Source organism: Labrys okinawensis (genome assembly GCF_047345005.1).
Taxonomy (GTDB): Bacteria; Pseudomonadota; Alphaproteobacteria; order Rhizobiales; family Labraceae; genus Labrys; species Labrys okinawensis.
Genome location: NZ_CP178864.1, coordinates 2,270,460 through 2,287,776 on the forward strand (window position 1 = coordinate 2,270,460; position 17,317 = coordinate 2,287,776).

Consider the following 17,317-nt stretch of genomic DNA (forward strand, 5'->3'; position numbering starts at 1 on the left):
GGGAGGAAGATCATGAAGTCCTGTGAACGCGTCGGCGTAATCCTGGGTTATGCCATTGCAGCCGCCAGCGCCGTTGCTTTTTCAACCTCGGTGAGCTTCGCGCAGGTCCCCGATACCTGCGTCAAGGGCGTCGATCTGGCGACCCTCGGCCCCAAAGGCATCGTTGGCCAGGGACCGCATGGCGAGACGGCGGCCTCGCCGGAGGTGCTGGCGCTCAGCAATGACGAAGCGGCGAAAGTCAAGGCGGGGAATTTCAAGGTCGGCATCTCCATGCAGACGGTGAATCTCGACTGGTCCCAACTGCAGGTTCAAGGCATCACCGATACGCTGAACAAATATGGCGTGACCGTCACGGGTGTTGCATCGGCCGAATATCAGGTCGACAAGCAGATTGCCGATATCGAGAACACGATCCAGCAGCACCCAAACGGGATCATCTCGATTCCGGTGGACTTTACCGCGACCGCGCCAACCTACAAGAAGGTCGGCCAGGCCGGCATCAAGCTCGTCTTCATGGATAGCATTCCGACCGGATTGAAACATCCCGACGATTTTGCAGCGATGATCTCGGCCGATAGCCAGGGCAATGGCCAGATCGCCGCGCAGATCCTGTCGTCCTGCGTGCCGAAGGGCGGAACCATCGGGCTGGTGAATTTCGGCGTCGACTACTTCAGCACCAATGAGCGGACCAAGGGCGTCAGCGCCTGGATGAAGGCGAACCGGCCTGACATCGTGATGAAGCAGGTGGATTTTACCGATCCCTCCAAGGTATCGCAGATCGCAGGCGACTTCCTGACGGGCAATCCTGATATCAAGGGGCTGTTTGCGGTGTGGGATCAGCCGGCGCTGGATACCCTCTCCTCCATGCGGGCCCAGGGTATCGACATTCCCATCACCACCGTCGATCTCGGACTGCAGTCGGCGATCGAGATTGCCAAGGGAGGCCCGTTGAAAGCGACCGGCTCCCAGCGCCCCTACGACCAGGGCGTAGCGGAAGCACTGGCGATGATGAAGGCACTCATCGGACAGACGCCGCCGGCGTGGGTTGGTGTCCAGTCGCTGCCGGTCGTCCAGTCGAATGTTCTCGAATCCTACAAGACGGTGTTCCACAAGGACCCGCCCCAGGAGCTTCTGGACGCCTGCAATGGCGCCAAGCCTGCCTGCAACTGAAGCGGCGAAGCGCCGGCGCGGCAGTCGTTTCTGCCGTGCTCGGGCTCGCGTCGCCACATGGACTCACAAAAAGCCGCCGCAAGGCGGCTTTTCTATTGCCGGCCGACGAAATCGCCAGATGCAGGTGTTTAGTCCCGTCTCATTATCGTCTACCTCGTTCCATCCATTATTCCTCAGGTGGTTTTTCATGAAGAAGATCGGTTTTCTCTCGTTCGGGCACTGGACTCCCTCACAGCAGTCGCAGACACGCTCGGCGGCGGATGCGCTCCTGCAATCCATCGATCTCGCCGTCGCGGCGGAGGGCCTGGGTGCGGATGGTGCCTATTTCCGCGTGCACCATTTCGCCCGCCAGCTTGCCTCGCCTTTCCCGCTTCTGGCGGCCGTGGGGGCCAGGACCAGCCGCATCGAGATCGGGACTGCGATCATCGACATGCGCTACGAGAACCCGCTCTACATGGCCGAGGATGCCGGCGCAGCCGATCTCATCGCCGGAGGCCGCCTGCAATTGGGCATCAGCCGGGGATCGCCCGAGCAGGTGATCGATGGCTGGCGCTATTTCGGCTACGCTCCGGCCGAGGGCCAGAGTGACGCCGACATGGGGCGGAGCCATGCGGAGGTGTTTCTCAACGTGTTGCGTGGCGAGGGTTTCGCCCAGCCCAATCCACGGCCGATGTTCGCAAATCCCCCTGGCCTGCTGCGTCCTGAGCCCTATTCGGAAGGGTTGCGCGACCGGATCTGGTGGGGCGCCGGCTCCAATGCAACGGCGGTCTGGGCCGCGAAGCTCGGGGTGAACCTACAAAGCTCGACCTTGAAGGACGACGAGACCGGAGAGGCTTTTCACATCCAGCAGGCCGCCCAGATCCGGGCCTTCCGCGCCGCCTGGAAGGAGGCCGGCCATACGCGCGAGCCGCGGGTCTCGGTCAGCCGCAGCATCTTCGCGCTGGTGGATGACCGCGATCGTGCCTACTTCGGACGCGACGACGGCCAGCAGGATCAGATCGGGTTCATCGATGAGAAGACCCGGGCGATCTTCGGCCGTAGCTACGCGGCCGAGCCGGATGTTCTCATTGAGCAATTGAAAAAGGACGAGGCTATTGCCGAGGCCGACACCTTGCTGCTGACCGTCCCCAACCAGTTGGGCGTCGCCTATAATGCCCATGTCATCGAGGCGATCCTCACCCATGTCGCGCCGGCCCTCGGCTGGCGCTGATCCGGCTGCTCAGGCTGTTGGAAACTTATCTGCCGCCACGCTGGCGAACGATCAGGGAGCCGAGTTGGCCTAGCCCGCGCGAGGCGCCAAAAACAATGAGCGTGCCGACGAGAACCGCTCCGGTGACGATATCCTGCTGTTCCGGCGTCATGCCGACCAGGCCCAGTGCGTTCTTGACGAAGGCGAGGACGAGGAGGGCGAGCAGCACGCCGACGAGGCTGCCCGACCCGCCAAAGATGTTGACGCCACCGAGCACCACGGCCGTGATCACCTGGAGTTCAAGCCCAACTGCCGTGTCCGATCGAGCGCTGGCGAGGTAGGCCGTCAATACGATCGCTGCGATCGCCGATACCGTGCCCGACGCGACGAAGACACTGACCATCGCCCGTTCCACGAAGATTCCGGAATAGCGCGAAGCCTCCTTGTTGTTGCCGATCGCATAGATCGACCTCCCGCCGCGCGTGAAGTGCAGAAAGAAGCCAAAGCCGGCGAAAAGGGCCAGGAAGATGAGGATGCTCCAGGGAATGGGCGTGTCGCCGATCGTGCCGAAGCCGATGTTTTGATACCAGTCCGGAAAGCTGTTGACGCCGCGCTCCTTGAGGATGATCTGGGCGATGCCTCGATAGAGGGCCAACGTGCCGATGGTCACGACCAGCGATGGCAGGCCGAAGCCCACGATGACGGCGCCATTGAACAGGCCAGCCAGGGTGCCCACCACGAGGCCGGCTAACATTGCGAGCTCGACCGGCCATTGGTGCTCGAGGCATACGGCCATGACCGAGGCACATAATCCAACGATGGATCCAACCGAGATATCGATCTCCCCCGTAATGATGACCAATGTCATGGGCAGCGCGATGAGCGCCACGGGCACCGTCCCGGCAAGGGCGATGGAGAAGTTCGACGCCGTGAAGAAATACTTGGAGGCGCCGCCGCCAAGGATCAGGACCACGATCAACGTGACAAGGAGGAACGTCTCCCATCTCAGCAGCCAGGGTGGCGCCTTCATGGTGTTCCCTTTCTGCTCCGCGACGTCTCGGACCTTCGCGTCAACTGGCTGTAGAAGATCACCGTGGCCAGAATGGCGGCTCCGAGCAGGGCCGGAATCCAGAACTGGTCGAGACCCAGCAATTGGACACCATTCTGCAGCACAACAAAGATTGCCGCGCCGATTGCCGCGCCGTAGACGGAACCACTGCCACCGAAAATGCTGACGCCGCCCACGACGGCTGCAGAGATGGTCTGCAACTGCAGATCGGGCGCAATGATGGCATCGACCGTGCCGAAGCGTGCACCCCAAAGCACACCCGTCAATCCGCAGAGACCGCCGGAAAGAACGAAGAGATAGGCGATGTGGCGGCGCACGCCGATACCCGCAAACTCCGCTCCCTCGGTATTGCTGCCGATGGCGTAGACATTCCGTCCCGTCCTCGTGAAGCGGGCAAGCCAGCCGAGGATCACAACAAGGGCCAGCGTTGTCCATACCAGGGGCGACTGGCCGCCAATATGCATCTGGGCGATATTGCCGTAGCTGTCCGGCAGGACAGTCGCCGAAATCTGGCGCCCGCCTGCATAGACGATGATGCCACCGCGATAGATGGCAAGCGTTCCGAGCGTCGCCACGATGGCGGGAATGCGAAGACCGGCGACCAGCACGGCATTTCCGGCGCCCAGCAACAGGCCGATCGAGATGCCGATCAGGAAAACGAAGATCAGCGATCCATCGGGATGGGCAGCCAGCCAGTCGGCCGACACGAAAGCGCTCGCGGCAACCATGGCTCCGACGGACAAGTCGATCTGGCGACCGACGATCAGGAGGGCCTGGCCGAGTGCGACCATGCAGACGAGCGTCCCCGAAAGCGCAACCTGTTCGAGGTTGTCCAGATCCAGGAAACGCGGCTCGCGCACCGAAATCGCGCTGCATATAAGCAGCAGCGCCAGCAGGAGCTTGGCTTCCCGCGAGGCAAGCCATAGACGGCTCAGGGAACGACGGCTCTGCCCGGCCGAGGCTTGTCGTGCCTGCTCGGTCATCCGGTGCTCGCTTTCTTGCCGGACGCCCCGATGAGAACCTCATGCGCCGCCGCCAACAGTATTTTCTCGCGATCAAAGGTGCCGCGGTCGAAGGAGGCCGTGATCCGCCCGCCGCGAAAGACGAGAATGCGGTCTGCCATGCCGATCAGTTCCTCGGCGTCGTCGCTGATCATGATGATCGACATGCCGGTCGTCGCCAATTGCGAAATGGCGCGGTGGATCTCGGACTTTGCACCGACATCGATACCGCGGGTGGGTTCATCCAGGATCAACAGGCGGGGGGTGGGCATGAGCCACTTGGCGAGCAGGACCTTCTGCTGGTTTCCGCCCGAGAGCGTGCCGGCGGCCTGCTCGACACTGGAAGCGACGACCCGCATGCGCTGGGCGTAGTCCCGCGCAACCGTCTCCTCGCGCGCGCCATCGATGCGGCCAAGCAGGCCGGAAAGGGCGCCGAGCATAGGCAGGGTCTCGTTTGCACGGATGGAGAAGGGCAATACGAGCCCTTGCTTGTGACGGTCCTCAGGTACGAGCGAGATGCCCTCGCGGATGGCCTGGCGCGGAGAACGAAGCTCGATCTGTTCGCCTCCCAAGGTGATCGTACCTGCGTCCGGCCTGATGATGCCGAACAGCATGCTGGCGATTTCAGAACGGCCGGCCCCCACCAGGCCAAAGAAGCCGAGGATTTCGCCGGTACGGACCTCGAAGTCGACATCTGTCACGAATCCCGCACCAGACAGGCCCCGCACGCTCAGGACCGGCTTGCCGATCTCGGCCTCCTGCTTGGGAAAGAAAGACTCGAGTTTCGTCCCGATCATCGCCCTGACGATCGTTTCGGGCGTGAAGGTTTCGGTCGGGCTGGTCACCACATGCCGGCCCGAACGCAGCACGGTCACGTCGTCGCTGAACTTCATGATTTCATCAAGGAAATGGGTCACGAACAAGACCGCTACGCCTCTTTGCTTCAGCCTGCCGACAAGGTCGAAGAGTCTGATGACCTCTGTCCCCGAGAGCGCGGAGGTCGGCTCGTCCAGGACAAGAACGCGGGCGTCGATGGCAAGCGCGCGTGCGACTTCGATCGCCTGCCGCTCGGAAACGCCAAGATGCTTGACGGGGGTGTCGACATCGAAGGCCACGTCGAGTTGCGCCAGGAGTTCCCGGGCGCGGGCATTCATATAGCGCCAGTCGATCCTGCCATTGCGCCGGGGCTGATGGCCGATGAAGACATTTTCGGCGACGGTCAAATCGGGGAAAAGGGCAGGGTGCTGGTGCACCACGGCAATCCCCTGACGCCGGCTTTCCAGGGGAGACAGCAGCTTGAGGGGCTGGCCCTCTTTCAGGATCTGTCCCGCGTTGGGCTGGTGGACGCCGCCTATGATCTTCACCAGCGTGCTCTTGCCAGCACCGTTTTCGCCGGCGAGGGCATGCACGCGGCCTGGCCACAAGGCCAAGCTGACATCGACGAGTACATCGATGGCACCGAAACGCTTACTGACGTGCTGCAGATCGAGCACCGGTACGGTCAAGGTAGATGCACTCTTTAAGCGTCTTGCGATTTGCTGGGGGCGGATCAGCAAGATCCGCCCCTTCTGGCACTCTAGAAATTGAAGTCCTTGTAATTATCCTTGGTAAACTCGACAGGCTTGCCCGTAATGATCTGCCCGTCCTGGCCGATCGTGTAGGTTCCAGGCCATTTGCCTTTGTCGATCACGAATGAATCGCCGGGTTTTCCAGTGATCTTTCCGTCGACGAGCGCCTTCGCCGCATAATAGGTAACATAGCCAAGTTTGCTGGGATCCCAAAGATAAAACCCTCCGATGGTGCCATCGAGCATGTATTTGGAGGTAATGCTTGGTACGCAGTTTCCCGAAAGCTTGATCTTGCCATGCCCCTTGTCGACGCTTTCCAGCGCCCTTGCCACGGCGGGAAGACCCGGGCAGGTGGGTGCAAAGATGCCGGCAAGATTGGGATGCTTGGTCGTCAGGGCGACCGTGGCATCGAAAGCCTTCTGTTCGTTGTCGTAACCATAGACGGTGTCGACCACCTTGAGCCCGGGATATTTCGAAACCTCGTCCTTGAAGGCCTCGATCCACAGGTTCTGGTTAGCCGCGGTCGGCTGGGCAGACACGACCGCCACCTCGCCCTTGGGATCCGGCCCGAGTTCACGGATCAGCAATTGCGCGCCGAAACGGCCAATGGAATCGCTGGTGGCCTGGTTGACGAAGAAGGATCGGCCGCCTGACGCGTCCGCGTCGAACGTAACGACCTTTGCACCGAGCTTCGCCGCCCGTTGCATGGCGGGCACGACGGCATCTGGATCGCTGGGTGCGACCGCGATAGCCGTTACGCGCCGATCCGCGAGGCTATTGATGATGTCGACCTGGGCCTTGGCGCTGGACTCGGTCGGTCCGTAATTGTCGACCTCTCCGCCCGTCTCCTGCGCGGCAATCTTCGCGCCGGCAAGTGTCGCGTTGTAATAGGGGTTGGTGGTGGACTTGATCACCATTCCCAACTTGAAATCATCGGCCAGGACGACCGAGGGCAGCGCGAAGGCAATGAGCGCTCCCGCCAATAAGACGTGCCTGAGATTCCTGGACATCAAGCTCCCTCCCATCTGTTTGGTCGACATTCAGCTCGCTGGCGCATCTTCAGTCGCCCGTCGACCTATCCCGTCACAGGCTTACCCGAATACCGGGCGCCGGATTGCTTTTGTTGACGTTTCCAATCGGTTGCACGTTATCGTTATCGTGTCAATATCGTGCGAACCGAGATCGAGATCCCCAAGGTTGGGCCTGATATTGATGACGCAACGCGATGCTCAGCGCGAAAACGTGAAATTTGGAAGGCAGCGGTCCATTGTGAAATCGCCAAGCTATGTTATCGATATCCCAATCACGAAGGGCTGGGACATGGTTCGATGAAGCAGAGACTATTTGGACGCACGGGGCGCCTCGTCAGCGAGATCGGCTTCGGTTCATGGGGCATCGGAGGCGCGCAATGGACGGCGGTCGATGACACGGAGGCGATGAGCGCCATAACGAGTTCGCTGGATCTCGGCGTCACCTTCATCGATACCGCCGACGTTTATGGCGACGGCCGGTCCGAGAAGCTGATAGCACAGGCGCTGCGTGGTCGCAGCGAACGCCCCTACATCGCAACGAAGGCGGGCAAGCGGCTGCCCTCGCAGGTCACGGCCGGCTACACCCTGGCCAATCTGCGCGATTGGATAAGGCGCAGCCGCGACTATCTGGAGACCGATATTCTCGACCTCGTACAGCTTCATTGTCCTCCGACAGATCTCTACTATCACCAGGAGGTGTTCGAAGCATTGGACCGTCTGGTCGAGGAGAAACTCATCCGCAACTACGGCGTCAGTGTCGAGAAGATCGAGGAGGCCATCAAGGCGATCGAGTATCCCAACGTTGCGAGCGTGCAGATCATTTTCAACATTCTTCGCCAGCGGCCGATCGAGTTGTTCTTCGAGCTTGCCAAAAAGAAGAATGTCGCCGTGATCGCCCGAGTTCCTCTCGCCAGCGGTCTCCTCTCGGGGAAGTTCAGCCGTTCGTCTGTCTTTGAGAAGGAGGATCACCGCAATTTCAACCGCAATGGCGAGTTCTTCGATGTCGGCGAGACATTCTCGGGCATGCCTTATGAGCAGGGCCTGGATGTCGTGGAAAAGATCCGCCCCCTGGTGAACGGCAGCGAGACCATGGCGCAGTTCGCGCTGCGGTGGATCCTGATGTTCGATGCCGTGAGTGTCGTCATTCCAGGGGCGCGTACCGTCGCGCAGGCCCGGTCCAATGCGGCCGCATCCGCCCTGCCGCCCATCTCCGATGAGGCGATGGCACAGATCCGCGCGATCTATGATGCGGATGTCCGGCCGTTCGTTCATCAGCGCTGGTGATCTGCGGGCACCTTTACGGGGCCTGGCGTCCTCTTGTCAGGCCCCTTCGGTCGAGGCACGCAGCACGAGTTCCGGCTCGATGACGATCCCTTGCTGGATGTGTCGCTGGTCGATGCGATCGATGAGCATCCGCATCGCGGCGGCGCCGAGATCCTCCTTGGCAACCCGCAGAGTCGAGAGCGGGGGGTTGACGAGCGAGGCGGCAAGGATGTCGTCGCACCCGATCATCGCAATGTCATGGGGAACGGCAATCGAACGCTCCTTCAGGACTCCGAGCAGGCCGATCGCGATCAGGTCATTGTAGCAGATGATCGCATCGATCTGCTTGCCGCTGTCGAGGAGCGCCGTCGCTCCCGCAACCCCGCCCTGAATATCGGGAGAGCAGGGGACATCCAGCACGAGTTCCAGGCCATGGCTGTCGAGCGCCTGCAGGATGCCTTGGCGACGCTGCTGATCTCCTCTTGAGGTTGCGTGGCCACCCGCATAGGCAATGTGCCGGCGACCATTCCTGACCAAATGGTCGATAGCCGCAATCATGCCGCGCCGGTAGTCGACCTCGATCGTGCCGGCGATGCTCTTGGGAGCCGACCGATTGATCAGCACGGCGGCCTTGCAGCGCTTGACCGAGTCGAAGAGCCGTTTGTCGCTCATCCGCGCGCTGCAGATGATGACGCCGTCGACACGCCGGTTCAGCAGCGTTTCGAGAACCTCCTCCTCACGAGCGGGATCCTCCACGACATTGCAGCACAACAGCGTGTAGCCGGCGGGGCGCGCCGCAAGTTCGGCACCTCTTATGATTTCCGGAAAGAAAGGATTTACAATATCGGGGACGATCAGGCCGACAATGCCGGAGCGATCGATCTTCAATCCTTTTGCGAGGGTGTTCGGCCGGTAGTCGAGTTCACGAACAGCCGCCAGGACGCGCTCTTTCGTTGCCGCGCTGGCGCCGTTCCGCCCGTTGATGATGCGCGAGACGGTCATGGGAGACACGCCCGCCTTGGCTGCAACATCCGCCAAAGTCGCATGTCTTTGCATCGCGGGCTCCCATCGGAACGATAACGCTATCTAGAAATTGAAGGAAATTGGATGACTTCAATTTGTCGACGGGCTCAGCATCCACAAATAATAGCGTAATATCAATAGTTCAGATAGAAACTGGCCTTACTGCCGAATGATAACGCTAACACATGGCGGGGAATCCGCTTCGCGGGGGATGTCAGATCGGGAAACTGCCGAAGTCTCCCGATCGTCTTGTATGCGAGATCGCGGTCCCTGCATCGAGCAGGTTACGATGTCTTCGCTTAGCCGGCTACTGGGGCGGCGTCGGCCTGGCCGCTCAATGCTGCTGCGCCTTCAGGCGCTGACGGTGGGCGGCCTGCTTGGCGCGGTTGCCGCAGATCGCCATGCTGCACCAGCGCCGGGCGTGGCCGCGAGTGTGGTCGGCGAAGAGCAAGGTGCAGGCCGGGCCTTCGCAGGCTTTTACATGGGTGAAATCCTCCGTGCAGACGAAACGCGCGAGGGCCTCGCCGATCGGCTGTAGCAGGGATTCGGGCGTGCGCCACTTGCGCAGGGATTGCAGCTCCAAGCCGGCGGTGCCGGTTGAGTTGCGAAGAGCGATCCGGCCGAAGGCCTCGTCCCGCTCCATGAGGCGGTTCAGCGGCTCGAGCTCGGCGAGACTTTCGGCCGGCAGCGGCCGGCCCTTGTGGCCGCGCACGAAGCCCCTGAACCATTCACGCAGATTCCGCACCTGTTCGGCCACCCTGTCAAGCTCGCCCGGCAGAGCCTGCGCCCGGATCGCATCGAGCGCGGCCGATGGTGCAAGCCTCGCCTGCTCCAGCCAGTTCAACAAGCCCTCGCCATCATCGAGCCACTCGATGGTGGTATCGACCGGCGTGGCGATTGAATTCAGGAAATCCAGTCCGAGTGCGTCAGCAACGAAAATCGCTGGGTAACGATGCGCCATCACAACTCCTCTTCCGGCCCTTCCGTCCCGCGGATCCGGCCGCCCTCCAAACCTGCCGCAACAAATAACCTCTTCGGGGCATCTTGACAAGTTACGACTTTTCTTAGTAACCATATTAAAGCGATCAGAGAGGTTATCAAATTCACGCGAGAGGAGAGCGGAGATGCCTGCAACCAATGTGACCATCGTGCTGGTACATGGCGCCTGGGCTGATGGATCGAGCTGGGCGAAAGTCATTGCGCCATTGGCGGCCGATGGCCTGAAGGTGACGGCAGCTCCCCTGCCGCTGACCTCCTTCGCCGACGATGTGGCGGCGCTCGACCGTACGCTGGAGCGAGTCACGGGGCCGGTGGTGCTCGTGGGCCATGCCTATGCCGGGGCGGTCATTGCGGCAACGCGCAGCGAGAAGGTGAGGGCGCTCGTCTATGTCGCGGCGCTGGCTCCCGACGAGGGCGAGACGGTCGCCGATGTCTTCTATCGCGCCGAGCCGCATCCGCAGGCACCGAAGCTCGCCCCCGACAGCCACGGGCTGATCTATCTGCCGGATGACGCCTTCTCCGCGGCCTTCGCCCAGAATGCATCAAAGGAGGAGCAAAGATTGCTGGCAGCGGTGCAACGGCCGATCTCGCCGGCCTGCATCACGGTTGCCGTCGACAGGCCGCTCTGGAAGGACCGGCCGGCCTGGTTCCTGATTGCCGAACAGGACCACATGATCGTCGAGGAGACCCAGCGCTTCATGGCCAGGCGGATGAACGCCCATATCCACGCCCGTCCGGTCGATCATACCCCGCTGGTAACGGCTCCTGCCGTGGTCGTCGACATCATTCGCGAGGCAGTAGGGGCGGTGGCGGCGGCCTGATCCCAGCTCTTTGAGGACGCGGAAGGGGAGTGAGGCCAATGCAAGAGCGGCGAATGACGACGGAGCGGGTCAGCGCCTTTTCGGACGGCATGATCGCGGTGATCATCACGATCCTGGCGCTGGAACTCAAGGCCCCGGAGGAAGCCAGCCTTGCGGCGATCCTGCCGCTCTGGCCGACGGCGGCGAGCTATCTGCTAAGCTATCTGTTCATCGCGATCATCTGGGTGAACCACCATCATCTGCTGCATCTGGTGCGTTTCGCCTCGCCGCGCCTGATCTGGATCAATTTTGCCCATCTGTTCCTGGTGTCGCTCCTGCCCTTCACCACCGCCTGGATGGCGAGGACCGATCTCGCGCCGGTGCCGGTCGCCGTCTACGCCGGCGTCTTCGTCCTGGTGAACGTGGCCTACCTCCTTTTCGAGCGCGAGGTCTTCGTCCAGGCCGATGCCAGCGCCGTCTCGCACCATGCGCGGCACATAGCGCGGCGGCGAACGCTGGGCGGCGTCGCTCTCTTCGCCCTGGCAGCCGTGACGGCATCAGCCTTGCCGCTTCTGGGCTTCCTCCTGATCTGCTGCGCCCTTGCTCTTTATCTGCGGCCAGAGGCCCTCGTCACGCACGGAAAATAGCCGTTCGTCCATGCGGCTTGGGATCGGGCGGAACGGTTGTAGGCCGCATCGATAACCCTTTAAAGATATCTGAAACAGTTACTTTAATCCCAAAGGAGACAATGCCATGACGACCATCAGCTACCGCACAGCCGACGTTGACGGCTTCAACATCTTCTACCGGGAAGCGGGAACGAAGGGTGCTCCCAAGCTTCTCCTCCTGCATGGCTTCCCAACCTCCAGCCACATGTTCCGCGATCTCATCCCGCTGCTGGCGGACCGCTTCCATATCGTTGCGCCCGATCTCCCGGGCTTCGGCCGGTCCGACCTGCCGGGCCGCGGCCACAGTTTCGAGCGGATCGCCGAAGCGATCGATCGTTTCACCGAGGTGGTGGGTTTCGATCGCTATGCCGTCTATGTTTTCGACTATGGCGCGCCGACCGGCTTCCGCCTGGCCGTGAAACATCCGGAGCGCATCACCGCGATCATCTCGCAGAACGGCAACGCCTATGAAGAGGGGCTCAGCGAGGGCTGGAACCCCATCAGGGCCTATTGGCAGGACGCTTCGCCGGCAAATCGCGAGGCGCTGCGGGCCTTCCTCAAGCCCGACACGACCGTCTGGCAATACACCCACGGCGTAGCCGATCCGAATGCGGTTTCCCCAGATGGCTATTCGCTCGACAACTTCTACATGGCGCGCCCGGGAGTGGAGGAGGTGCAGCTCGACCTCTTCGGCGACTACCGCAGCAATGTCGCGCTCTATCCCACCTTCCAGCGCTATTTCCGCGACCACAAGCCGCCCTTCCTGGCGGTGTGGGGCCGGAATGATCCATTCTTCCTGCCGCCGGGTGCCGAGGCTTTCAAGCGCGATATTCCGGATGCCGTCATAAGCTTCTTCGATACCGGGCATTTCGCGCTGGAGACCCACGCGGCCGAGATCGCCGCCGCCATCCGCGATTTCCTCGCTCCCTGAGCTCGCAACGCCCTCAAATCAGGGAGACTTCGGATGTCCAACTCAGTCGCGATCGTCACAGGCGCCAGCCAGGGCATTGGCCAGGCCACGGCCATACGCCTCGCCCGGGACTTCTCGGCACTTGTGCTGGTGGCGCGCAGCCGCGCCAATCTCGAGGAAACGGCGAAGGCGGTGGAAGCGGCCGGCGCCAGGACACTCGTCATCGATGGTGATCTCGCCAAGCCTTCGGTGGCGCAAGCCGTGGTCGATCAGACGCTGCAGGCTTTTGGCCGCATCGATGCGCTGCTCAACGTCGCCGGAGCTGTGCCGCAGATCGATCTCTTCGAGATGACCGACGAGCAGTGGGACAACGGCCTCGCCCTGAAGCTGCACGGTGCCCGGCGGCTCACCATCGCCGCATGGCCGGCCCTCAGGGCGGCGAGGGGATCGGTGGTGCTGATGTCGGGCAACTCTGCCTTGTTCCCGAAGGCGCCCTATGCGGCCGTCGGCACGATCAACGCCGCGATCGTGGCGTTGGCAAAGGCCTTTTCCGATCGCGGCATCGCCGATGGCGTGCAGGTCAACAGTGTCCTGCCCGGCCCGGTGATGACGGGCCGCCGCCGCTCCTATCTCCAGCACTGGGCGCCGCTGCACGACATGACGGTGGAGGAGGCGACCGCCAACTTCCCGAAGGAAGCCGGCATTGCCCGCTATGGCGAGCCGGAGGAAATCGCCGAGCTGATGGCCTTCCTGGTCTCGCCTGGGGCACGCTGGATGACGGGTTCGGCGCTCCGCATGGACGGCGGCGAGGTGAAGTCGATCTGAGGGGGCCTGAACGAAAAATCGCGGGAACCTCGACTTTTTGTCATCACCGGGCTCGTCCCCCACCGGACAAGTGTCCGGTGTAGATCGAGGGTGACGCGAACATGGTTAGGGACCGGATGCCCGGGACGGGCCGGGCATGACAAATCTGCGCCTTTTTTGCTCTGTTAGGGGCCGTTAAAAAGTAAGTGAACCGGCAAGCCGGTGTCGGGAGTGCGGGCTCGGCGCTTGAGGCGCTCATTCTCGAACGATCCCTTGGTCAGCCGGTCAAACCGCTCGTCAGCGACCAGATCGATCGATAACACTCCGCGTGGCCTCCTCCTGCGCCGGTGATGCACGCCGTTGGTCACAGGCCAGACAGAAATAGAACGGATCTTGACTTTCGTTCGTTCCCATGCTATATTCCGTAACGGAATGAGGCGTCAGCGGCCGGCGAAGGTACACCCCGGCCCCGAACGCCTCCATCCACCCCGACAGCCTGTCCAGGCGGCAGGCGCATGCGGCGGTCCTGCTTCTCTCGAAGCCGGCCGCCAGGGGTGACGAGCGGGACAGACGGGATCGGCACCCCATGGAAGTGCCCTGGATCCCCGGACGGAGCGTGAAGGGCTTGAGCCCGGCAACGCCTTCGTCTCCACGTCCCGCCGATGCGGTGAAGACGGCTGATGCCACCGTCCGGCCAGGACGGACGTCGCTCAGCCCCTGTGCCGAGCCGGCTGGGTCGGGTTCGGATGGTCCGTGCCATCCGCTCCAGGCTCGCCTCCGCCTTCAGAAGGCGGAAAAACAGGTGGCCTTGCGCGCCTTGTCAGCGTGCCCGGCCGCCGGAACGGGGCGATGGCGTCTGGCACCGACAAGGCGGCCTGCCATCTTCCATGAATCCTGCTTACACGGCTGCCCCGCAGCCGCCATCGCCCGGTCTCCTCATCAACCCAGCCGGAAAGGGCGTGGGAACGAGAGCGCTTGGCTATGGCGGTAAGAAGGCGGCTAACGCTTGGGGATCGCTAAATAATCTCCCGGCGCATGCGCGACTCTCGCTTGTGGATCGCACAGTGCCAGAATCAGCGGCGTGGTATCGATCAGAACCGCGTGAGTGGGATGTTGTCTGTCCGCCTTGTCCGCCGGGGGTTGCCCGGGTGCTGGAGTGCCGGGATATGGCCACCAAGCCGCTACCGTCGAGGCAGCGCAGCATGCGGGCGATCACTTTCGGCCCATCGGCTCAAAAATGCTCAACACCTTTTGGATCAGGCAGCCTTATTGACCTAGAAAACACCAAAATCAATCTCTATTCATAGATGGTGGTATACCCCGAACGTCCGAGGCTGGGATCGCGTCGAGCTGGGTGTGCTGGAGCAAAGCGCGTTTAAGCATGAACGCCGGTTTGCTCTCGCTCTTTGTTTAGACGCGTCTTTGCGATTCCTGCCGATCCCGGCAGATTGCAAAACGCTTTAGAGATAGTCGCCGTAGGCACGATGGGTCCCCGAACGATGAAAAAGCTTTCCATTCTTCTTTGCGGCGTCGCCCTGGGCGCGATGGCCACCGTTGCGGTGACGCATCCGCAGCTGCTTCTGGTCGGGCATGCGCGCGCAGCCGATTCGGACGTCTACAAGCAGCTCAACCTGTTCGGCGATGTCTTCGAACATGTGCGCGACGACTATGTCGAAAAGCCCGACGACAGCAAGCTGGTGGCGGCGGCACTCGACGGCATGCTCACCTCGCTCGATCCCCATTCAAACTACATGGATGCCAAGAGCTTCCAGGATATGCAGGAGCAGACCTCCGGCCAGTTCGGCGGCATCGGCGCCGAGGTCTCCGCGGAGAACGGCGTGATCAAGATCGTCTCTCCGATCGACGATTCGCCCGCCGCCAAGGCCGGCGTCCTGGCCGGTGACAGCATCATCGCCGTCGATGGCGTCTCGATCCAGGGCATGACGTTGGAGCAGGCGGTCGCCAAACTGCGCGGGCCGATCCACACGCCGGTCATCTTGAAGATCCAGCGCCCCGGCAAGACCGATCCCTTCGACGTCAAGCTGATACGCGACATCGTCAAGGTCGCCTCGGTGAATTCGCGCAAGCTCGGCGACGATATCGGCTACATCCGCATCAGCCAGTTCACCGAGCAGACCTTCGACGGCCTGAAGAAGAGCCTGGACAAGCTGAACAAGGACATCGGCAAGGACAAGCTCAAGGGCTATGTCGTTGACCTGCGCGACGATCCCGGCGGCCTCCTCGACCAGGCGATCGCGGTGTCCGGCGCCTTCCTTGGCCGCGGCGAGGTCGTCACCACCCGCGGGCGCAACCCCGACGACGTGCAGCGCTTCACCGCCAGCGGAACGGACCTCACCGGCGGCAAGCCGCTGATCGTGCTCGTCAATGGCGGCTCGGCCTCGGCCTCGGAGATCGTGGCGGGCGCCCTGCAGGATCATCGCCGCGCTACCATCCTCGGCACGCGCTCCTTCGGCAAGGGCTCGGTGCAGACCATCATCCCGCTGCAGGGTGATGGCGCCCTGCGCCTGACCACGGCGCGCTACTACACGCCTTCCGGCCGCTCGATCCAGGCCAAGGGCATCGAGCCGGAGATTGTGGTGACCGAGAACGTCCCCGCCGACCTCAAGGGGCAGGACGAGACCCATGGCGAGGCTGGCCTCAAGGGCCATCTTGCCAATCCCGGCGACGACAAGTCGGAGGAGGGCGGCTCCTCGGCCTATGTGCCGGCCGACGAGAAGGACGACACTCAGCTCCAAGCGGCGATCAAGCTGCTCGAGGGCACGCAGAAGAGCGCCTATTTCCCGCCGGATGCGAAGGCGGCCATTCCGAACTGAGGTCACGCGGCGCGATAGGGCTTGGGCCCGGTTCACGGATCGGGTCCGTGGCTGTTGCGCCGCCGCTATCGGATTTGTCCATCGTCGAGCCCATGGCGCGTTTGGTGCGTCACGTCGAATGGAGCTGCCCGGCTTCGTGCGATGTCGCATTAACCTTTCTTTAAGGATTGCATTGATCCAGCCCCTTGCCTCGTCCCTAATTGCTCAAGCTGGGCGGCAATACGGTGGCGACGATAATGTGGCGCTGGTTCAGGCTCTCCTTTTGGGTTCTGTCTTTCTGCACGGCGATTGCCGGAAGCGCCGAGGCATCGCCCCATGCCCAGGCGAGCGGCGTGAGCATCCCTCAGGCGACTTACGCGATCATCGGCGGCCCGACGCACATGCCCCATGGCTGGGTGGATTTTTGCGGACGCCGGCCCGAGGAATGCAAGGTTCCCCCACTGCCGGCGGTCGACGTCAAGCTGAGCCTCCACACCTGGCAGATCCTCGACCGCATCAACCGTGAGGTGAATGCCGCCATCGTGCCGATCAGCAATTTCGACCATTGGGGCACCTTGGTCGATCACTGGGACTATCCCGTGGATGGCATGGGCGACTGCAAGATCTATGCGCTCCAGAAGCGCAGGTTATTGATGGAACAGGGGTTTCCGCGCCAGGCCCTGCTCATGACGATCGTCCGCGACCTGAACGGTGAGGGGCATGCCATCCTCACCGTGAAGACGGATCGCGGCGATTTCATCCTCGACAACATGGTTGGCAACATCCGCTCCTGGGACGCGACAGGCTACCAGTTCTATTCGCGCCAATCGCAGGAGAACCCCAATGTCTGGGTGTCGATCGAGCCGGGCGCCGCCGGCGCACCCGAGACGTCCAGCCGTCTCGCCGCCAGAGCCAATTGATCGAAAACCTGCGCCGTCAGGGCAATAGGTTCACTTGAGGCGGGAAACGCTCAATTTTGTCATACCCGGGCTTGTCCCGGGACCCAGCC

General features: G+C 62.2%; 15 protein-coding genes. 9 read left to right on the forward strand and 6 right to left on the reverse strand.

Features of this window, described 5'->3' with window-relative positions; all coding sequences use genetic code 11:
• Positions 1–12 precede the first annotated feature (12 nt).
• Positions 13–1,170 carry a substrate-binding domain-containing protein gene (locus tag ACMDCR_RS10690; protein ID WP_413992507.1) on the forward strand — a complete coding sequence of 386 codons (1,158 nt, stop codon included), beginning with the start codon at positions 13–15 and terminating at the stop codon, positions 1,168–1,170.
• A gap of 187 nt (positions 1,171–1,357) precedes the next feature.
• Complete coding sequence (locus ACMDCR_RS10695) at positions 1,358–2,380, forward strand: LLM class flavin-dependent oxidoreductase (protein WP_413992508.1); 1,023 nt, start codon at positions 1,358–1,360, stop codon at positions 2,378–2,380.
• A 25-nt stretch (positions 2,381–2,405) separates the two neighbouring features.
• Here the strand turns inward: ACMDCR_RS10695 and ACMDCR_RS10700 are convergent, their stop codons facing one another.
• The 4 genes from ACMDCR_RS10700 to ACMDCR_RS10715 form a co-directional block, all read right to left on the reverse strand.
• Positions 2,406–3,389, reverse strand: a complete 984-nt coding sequence (locus tag ACMDCR_RS10700; RefSeq protein ID WP_413992509.1) for an ABC transporter permease — start codon at positions 3,387–3,389, stop codon at positions 2,406–2,408.
• Positions 3,386–4,411 carry an ABC transporter permease gene (locus ACMDCR_RS10705; RefSeq protein WP_413992510.1) on the reverse strand — a complete coding sequence of 342 codons (1,026 nt, stop codon included), beginning with the start codon at positions 4,409–4,411 and terminating at the stop codon, positions 3,386–3,388. The genes ACMDCR_RS10700 and ACMDCR_RS10705 overlap by 4 nt, the downstream gene beginning before the upstream one ends.
• Entirely contained in the window at positions 4,408–5,934 is a 1,527-nt protein-coding gene (locus ACMDCR_RS10710) for a sugar ABC transporter ATP-binding protein (RefSeq protein ID WP_413992511.1), read from the reverse strand. Before ACMDCR_RS10710 ends, ACMDCR_RS10705 begins: the two co-directional genes overlap by 4 nt.
• 71 nt (positions 5,935–6,005) lie before the next feature.
• Positions 6,006–7,007, reverse strand: coding sequence for a substrate-binding domain-containing protein (locus ACMDCR_RS10715; protein WP_413992512.1), 1,002 nt, complete (start codon positions 7,005–7,007; stop codon positions 6,006–6,008).
• Between the two features lie 318 nt (positions 7,008–7,325).
• Here ACMDCR_RS10715 and ACMDCR_RS10720 point away from each other — a divergent pair, with 318 nt between their 5' ends.
• A complete protein-coding gene (locus ACMDCR_RS10720; protein ID WP_413992513.1) occupies positions 7,326–8,312 on the forward strand; it encodes an aldo/keto reductase in 987 nt (328 codons plus the stop codon).
• Between the two features lie 36 nt (positions 8,313–8,348).
• Here ACMDCR_RS10720 and ACMDCR_RS10725 read toward each other — a convergent pair whose 3' ends face one another.
• Positions 8,349–9,347, reverse strand: coding sequence for a LacI family DNA-binding transcriptional regulator (locus ACMDCR_RS10725; RefSeq protein WP_413992514.1), 999 nt, complete (start codon positions 9,345–9,347; stop codon positions 8,349–8,351).
• 301 nt (positions 9,348–9,648) lie between these two features.
• The gene (locus ACMDCR_RS10730; RefSeq protein ID WP_413992515.1) at positions 9,649–10,275 is read right to left on the reverse strand and encodes a CGNR zinc finger domain-containing protein; all 627 of its coding nucleotides are present in this window, start codon (positions 10,273–10,275) and stop codon (positions 9,649–9,651) included.
• A 163-nt stretch (positions 10,276–10,438) separates the two neighbouring features.
• Here ACMDCR_RS10730 and ACMDCR_RS10735 point away from each other — a divergent pair, with 163 nt between their 5' ends.
• From ACMDCR_RS10735 to ACMDCR_RS10760, 6 genes are all read left to right on the forward strand, one after another.
• Entirely contained in the window at positions 10,439–11,134 is a 696-nt protein-coding gene (locus tag ACMDCR_RS10735; RefSeq protein WP_413992516.1) for an alpha/beta fold hydrolase, read from the forward strand.
• A gap of 53 nt (positions 11,135–11,187) precedes the next feature.
• Complete coding sequence (locus tag ACMDCR_RS10740; RefSeq protein WP_413992517.1) at positions 11,188–11,760, forward strand: TMEM175 family protein; 573 nt, start codon at positions 11,188–11,190, stop codon at positions 11,758–11,760.
• Positions 11,761–11,866: 106 nt separating this feature from the next.
• On the forward strand, positions 11,867–12,712 hold the full coding sequence (locus tag ACMDCR_RS10745) for an alpha/beta fold hydrolase (protein WP_413992518.1): 846 nt from the start codon (positions 11,867–11,869) through the stop codon (positions 12,710–12,712).
• A 33-nt stretch (positions 12,713–12,745) separates the two neighbouring features.
• Complete coding sequence (locus ACMDCR_RS10750) at positions 12,746–13,516, forward strand: SDR family oxidoreductase (protein ID WP_413992519.1); 771 nt, start codon at positions 12,746–12,748, stop codon at positions 13,514–13,516.
• Between the two features lie 1,478 nt (positions 13,517–14,994).
• Positions 14,995–16,329, forward strand: coding sequence for a S41 family peptidase (locus tag ACMDCR_RS10755; RefSeq protein ID WP_413992520.1), 1,335 nt, complete (start codon positions 14,995–14,997; stop codon positions 16,327–16,329).
• Between the two features lie 332 nt (positions 16,330–16,661).
• Complete coding sequence (locus tag ACMDCR_RS10760; RefSeq protein WP_413992521.1) at positions 16,662–17,228, forward strand: transglutaminase-like cysteine peptidase; 567 nt, start codon at positions 16,662–16,664, stop codon at positions 17,226–17,228.
• The last annotated feature ends 89 nt before the right edge of the window (positions 17,229–17,317 follow it).

Excerpts from the sequence above, each read along its gene's own strand:
- ACMDCR_RS10690 (WP_413992507.1), top strand. The coding sequence starts at position 13 with ATGAAGTCCTGTGAACGCGTCGGCGTAATCCTGGGTTATGCCATTGCA.
- ACMDCR_RS10695 (WP_413992508.1), top strand. The coding sequence starts at position 1,358 with ATGAAGAAGATCGGTTTTCTCTCGTTCGGGCACTGGACTCCCTCACAG.
- ACMDCR_RS10700 (WP_413992509.1), bottom strand. The coding sequence starts at position 3,389 with ATGAAGGCGCCACCCTGGCTGCTGAGATGGGAGACGTTCCTCCTTGTC.
- ACMDCR_RS10705 (WP_413992510.1), bottom strand. The coding sequence starts at position 4,411 with ATGACCGAGCAGGCACGACAAGCCTCGGCCGGGCAGAGCCGTCGTTCC.
- ACMDCR_RS10715 (WP_413992512.1), bottom strand. The coding sequence starts at position 7,007 with ATGTCCAGGAATCTCAGGCACGTCTTATTGGCGGGAGCGCTCATTGCC.
- ACMDCR_RS10720 (WP_413992513.1), top strand. The coding sequence starts at position 7,326 with ATGAAGCAGAGACTATTTGGACGCACGGGGCGCCTCGTCAGCGAGATC.
- ACMDCR_RS10725 (WP_413992514.1), bottom strand. The coding sequence starts at position 9,347 with ATGCAAAGACATGCGACTTTGGCGGATGTTGCAGCCAAGGCGGGCGTG.
- ACMDCR_RS10730 (WP_413992515.1), bottom strand. The coding sequence starts at position 10,275 with ATGGCGCATCGTTACCCAGCGATTTTCGTTGCTGACGCACTCGGACTG.
- ACMDCR_RS10735 (WP_413992516.1), top strand. The coding sequence starts at position 10,439 with ATGCCTGCAACCAATGTGACCATCGTGCTGGTACATGGCGCCTGGGCT.
- ACMDCR_RS10740 (WP_413992517.1), top strand. The coding sequence starts at position 11,188 with ATGACGACGGAGCGGGTCAGCGCCTTTTCGGACGGCATGATCGCGGTG.
- ACMDCR_RS10745 (WP_413992518.1), top strand. The coding sequence starts at position 11,867 with ATGACGACCATCAGCTACCGCACAGCCGACGTTGACGGCTTCAACATC.
- ACMDCR_RS10750 (WP_413992519.1), top strand. The coding sequence starts at position 12,746 with ATGTCCAACTCAGTCGCGATCGTCACAGGCGCCAGCCAGGGCATTGGC.
- ACMDCR_RS10755 (WP_413992520.1), top strand. The coding sequence starts at position 14,995 with ATGAAAAAGCTTTCCATTCTTCTTTGCGGCGTCGCCCTGGGCGCGATG.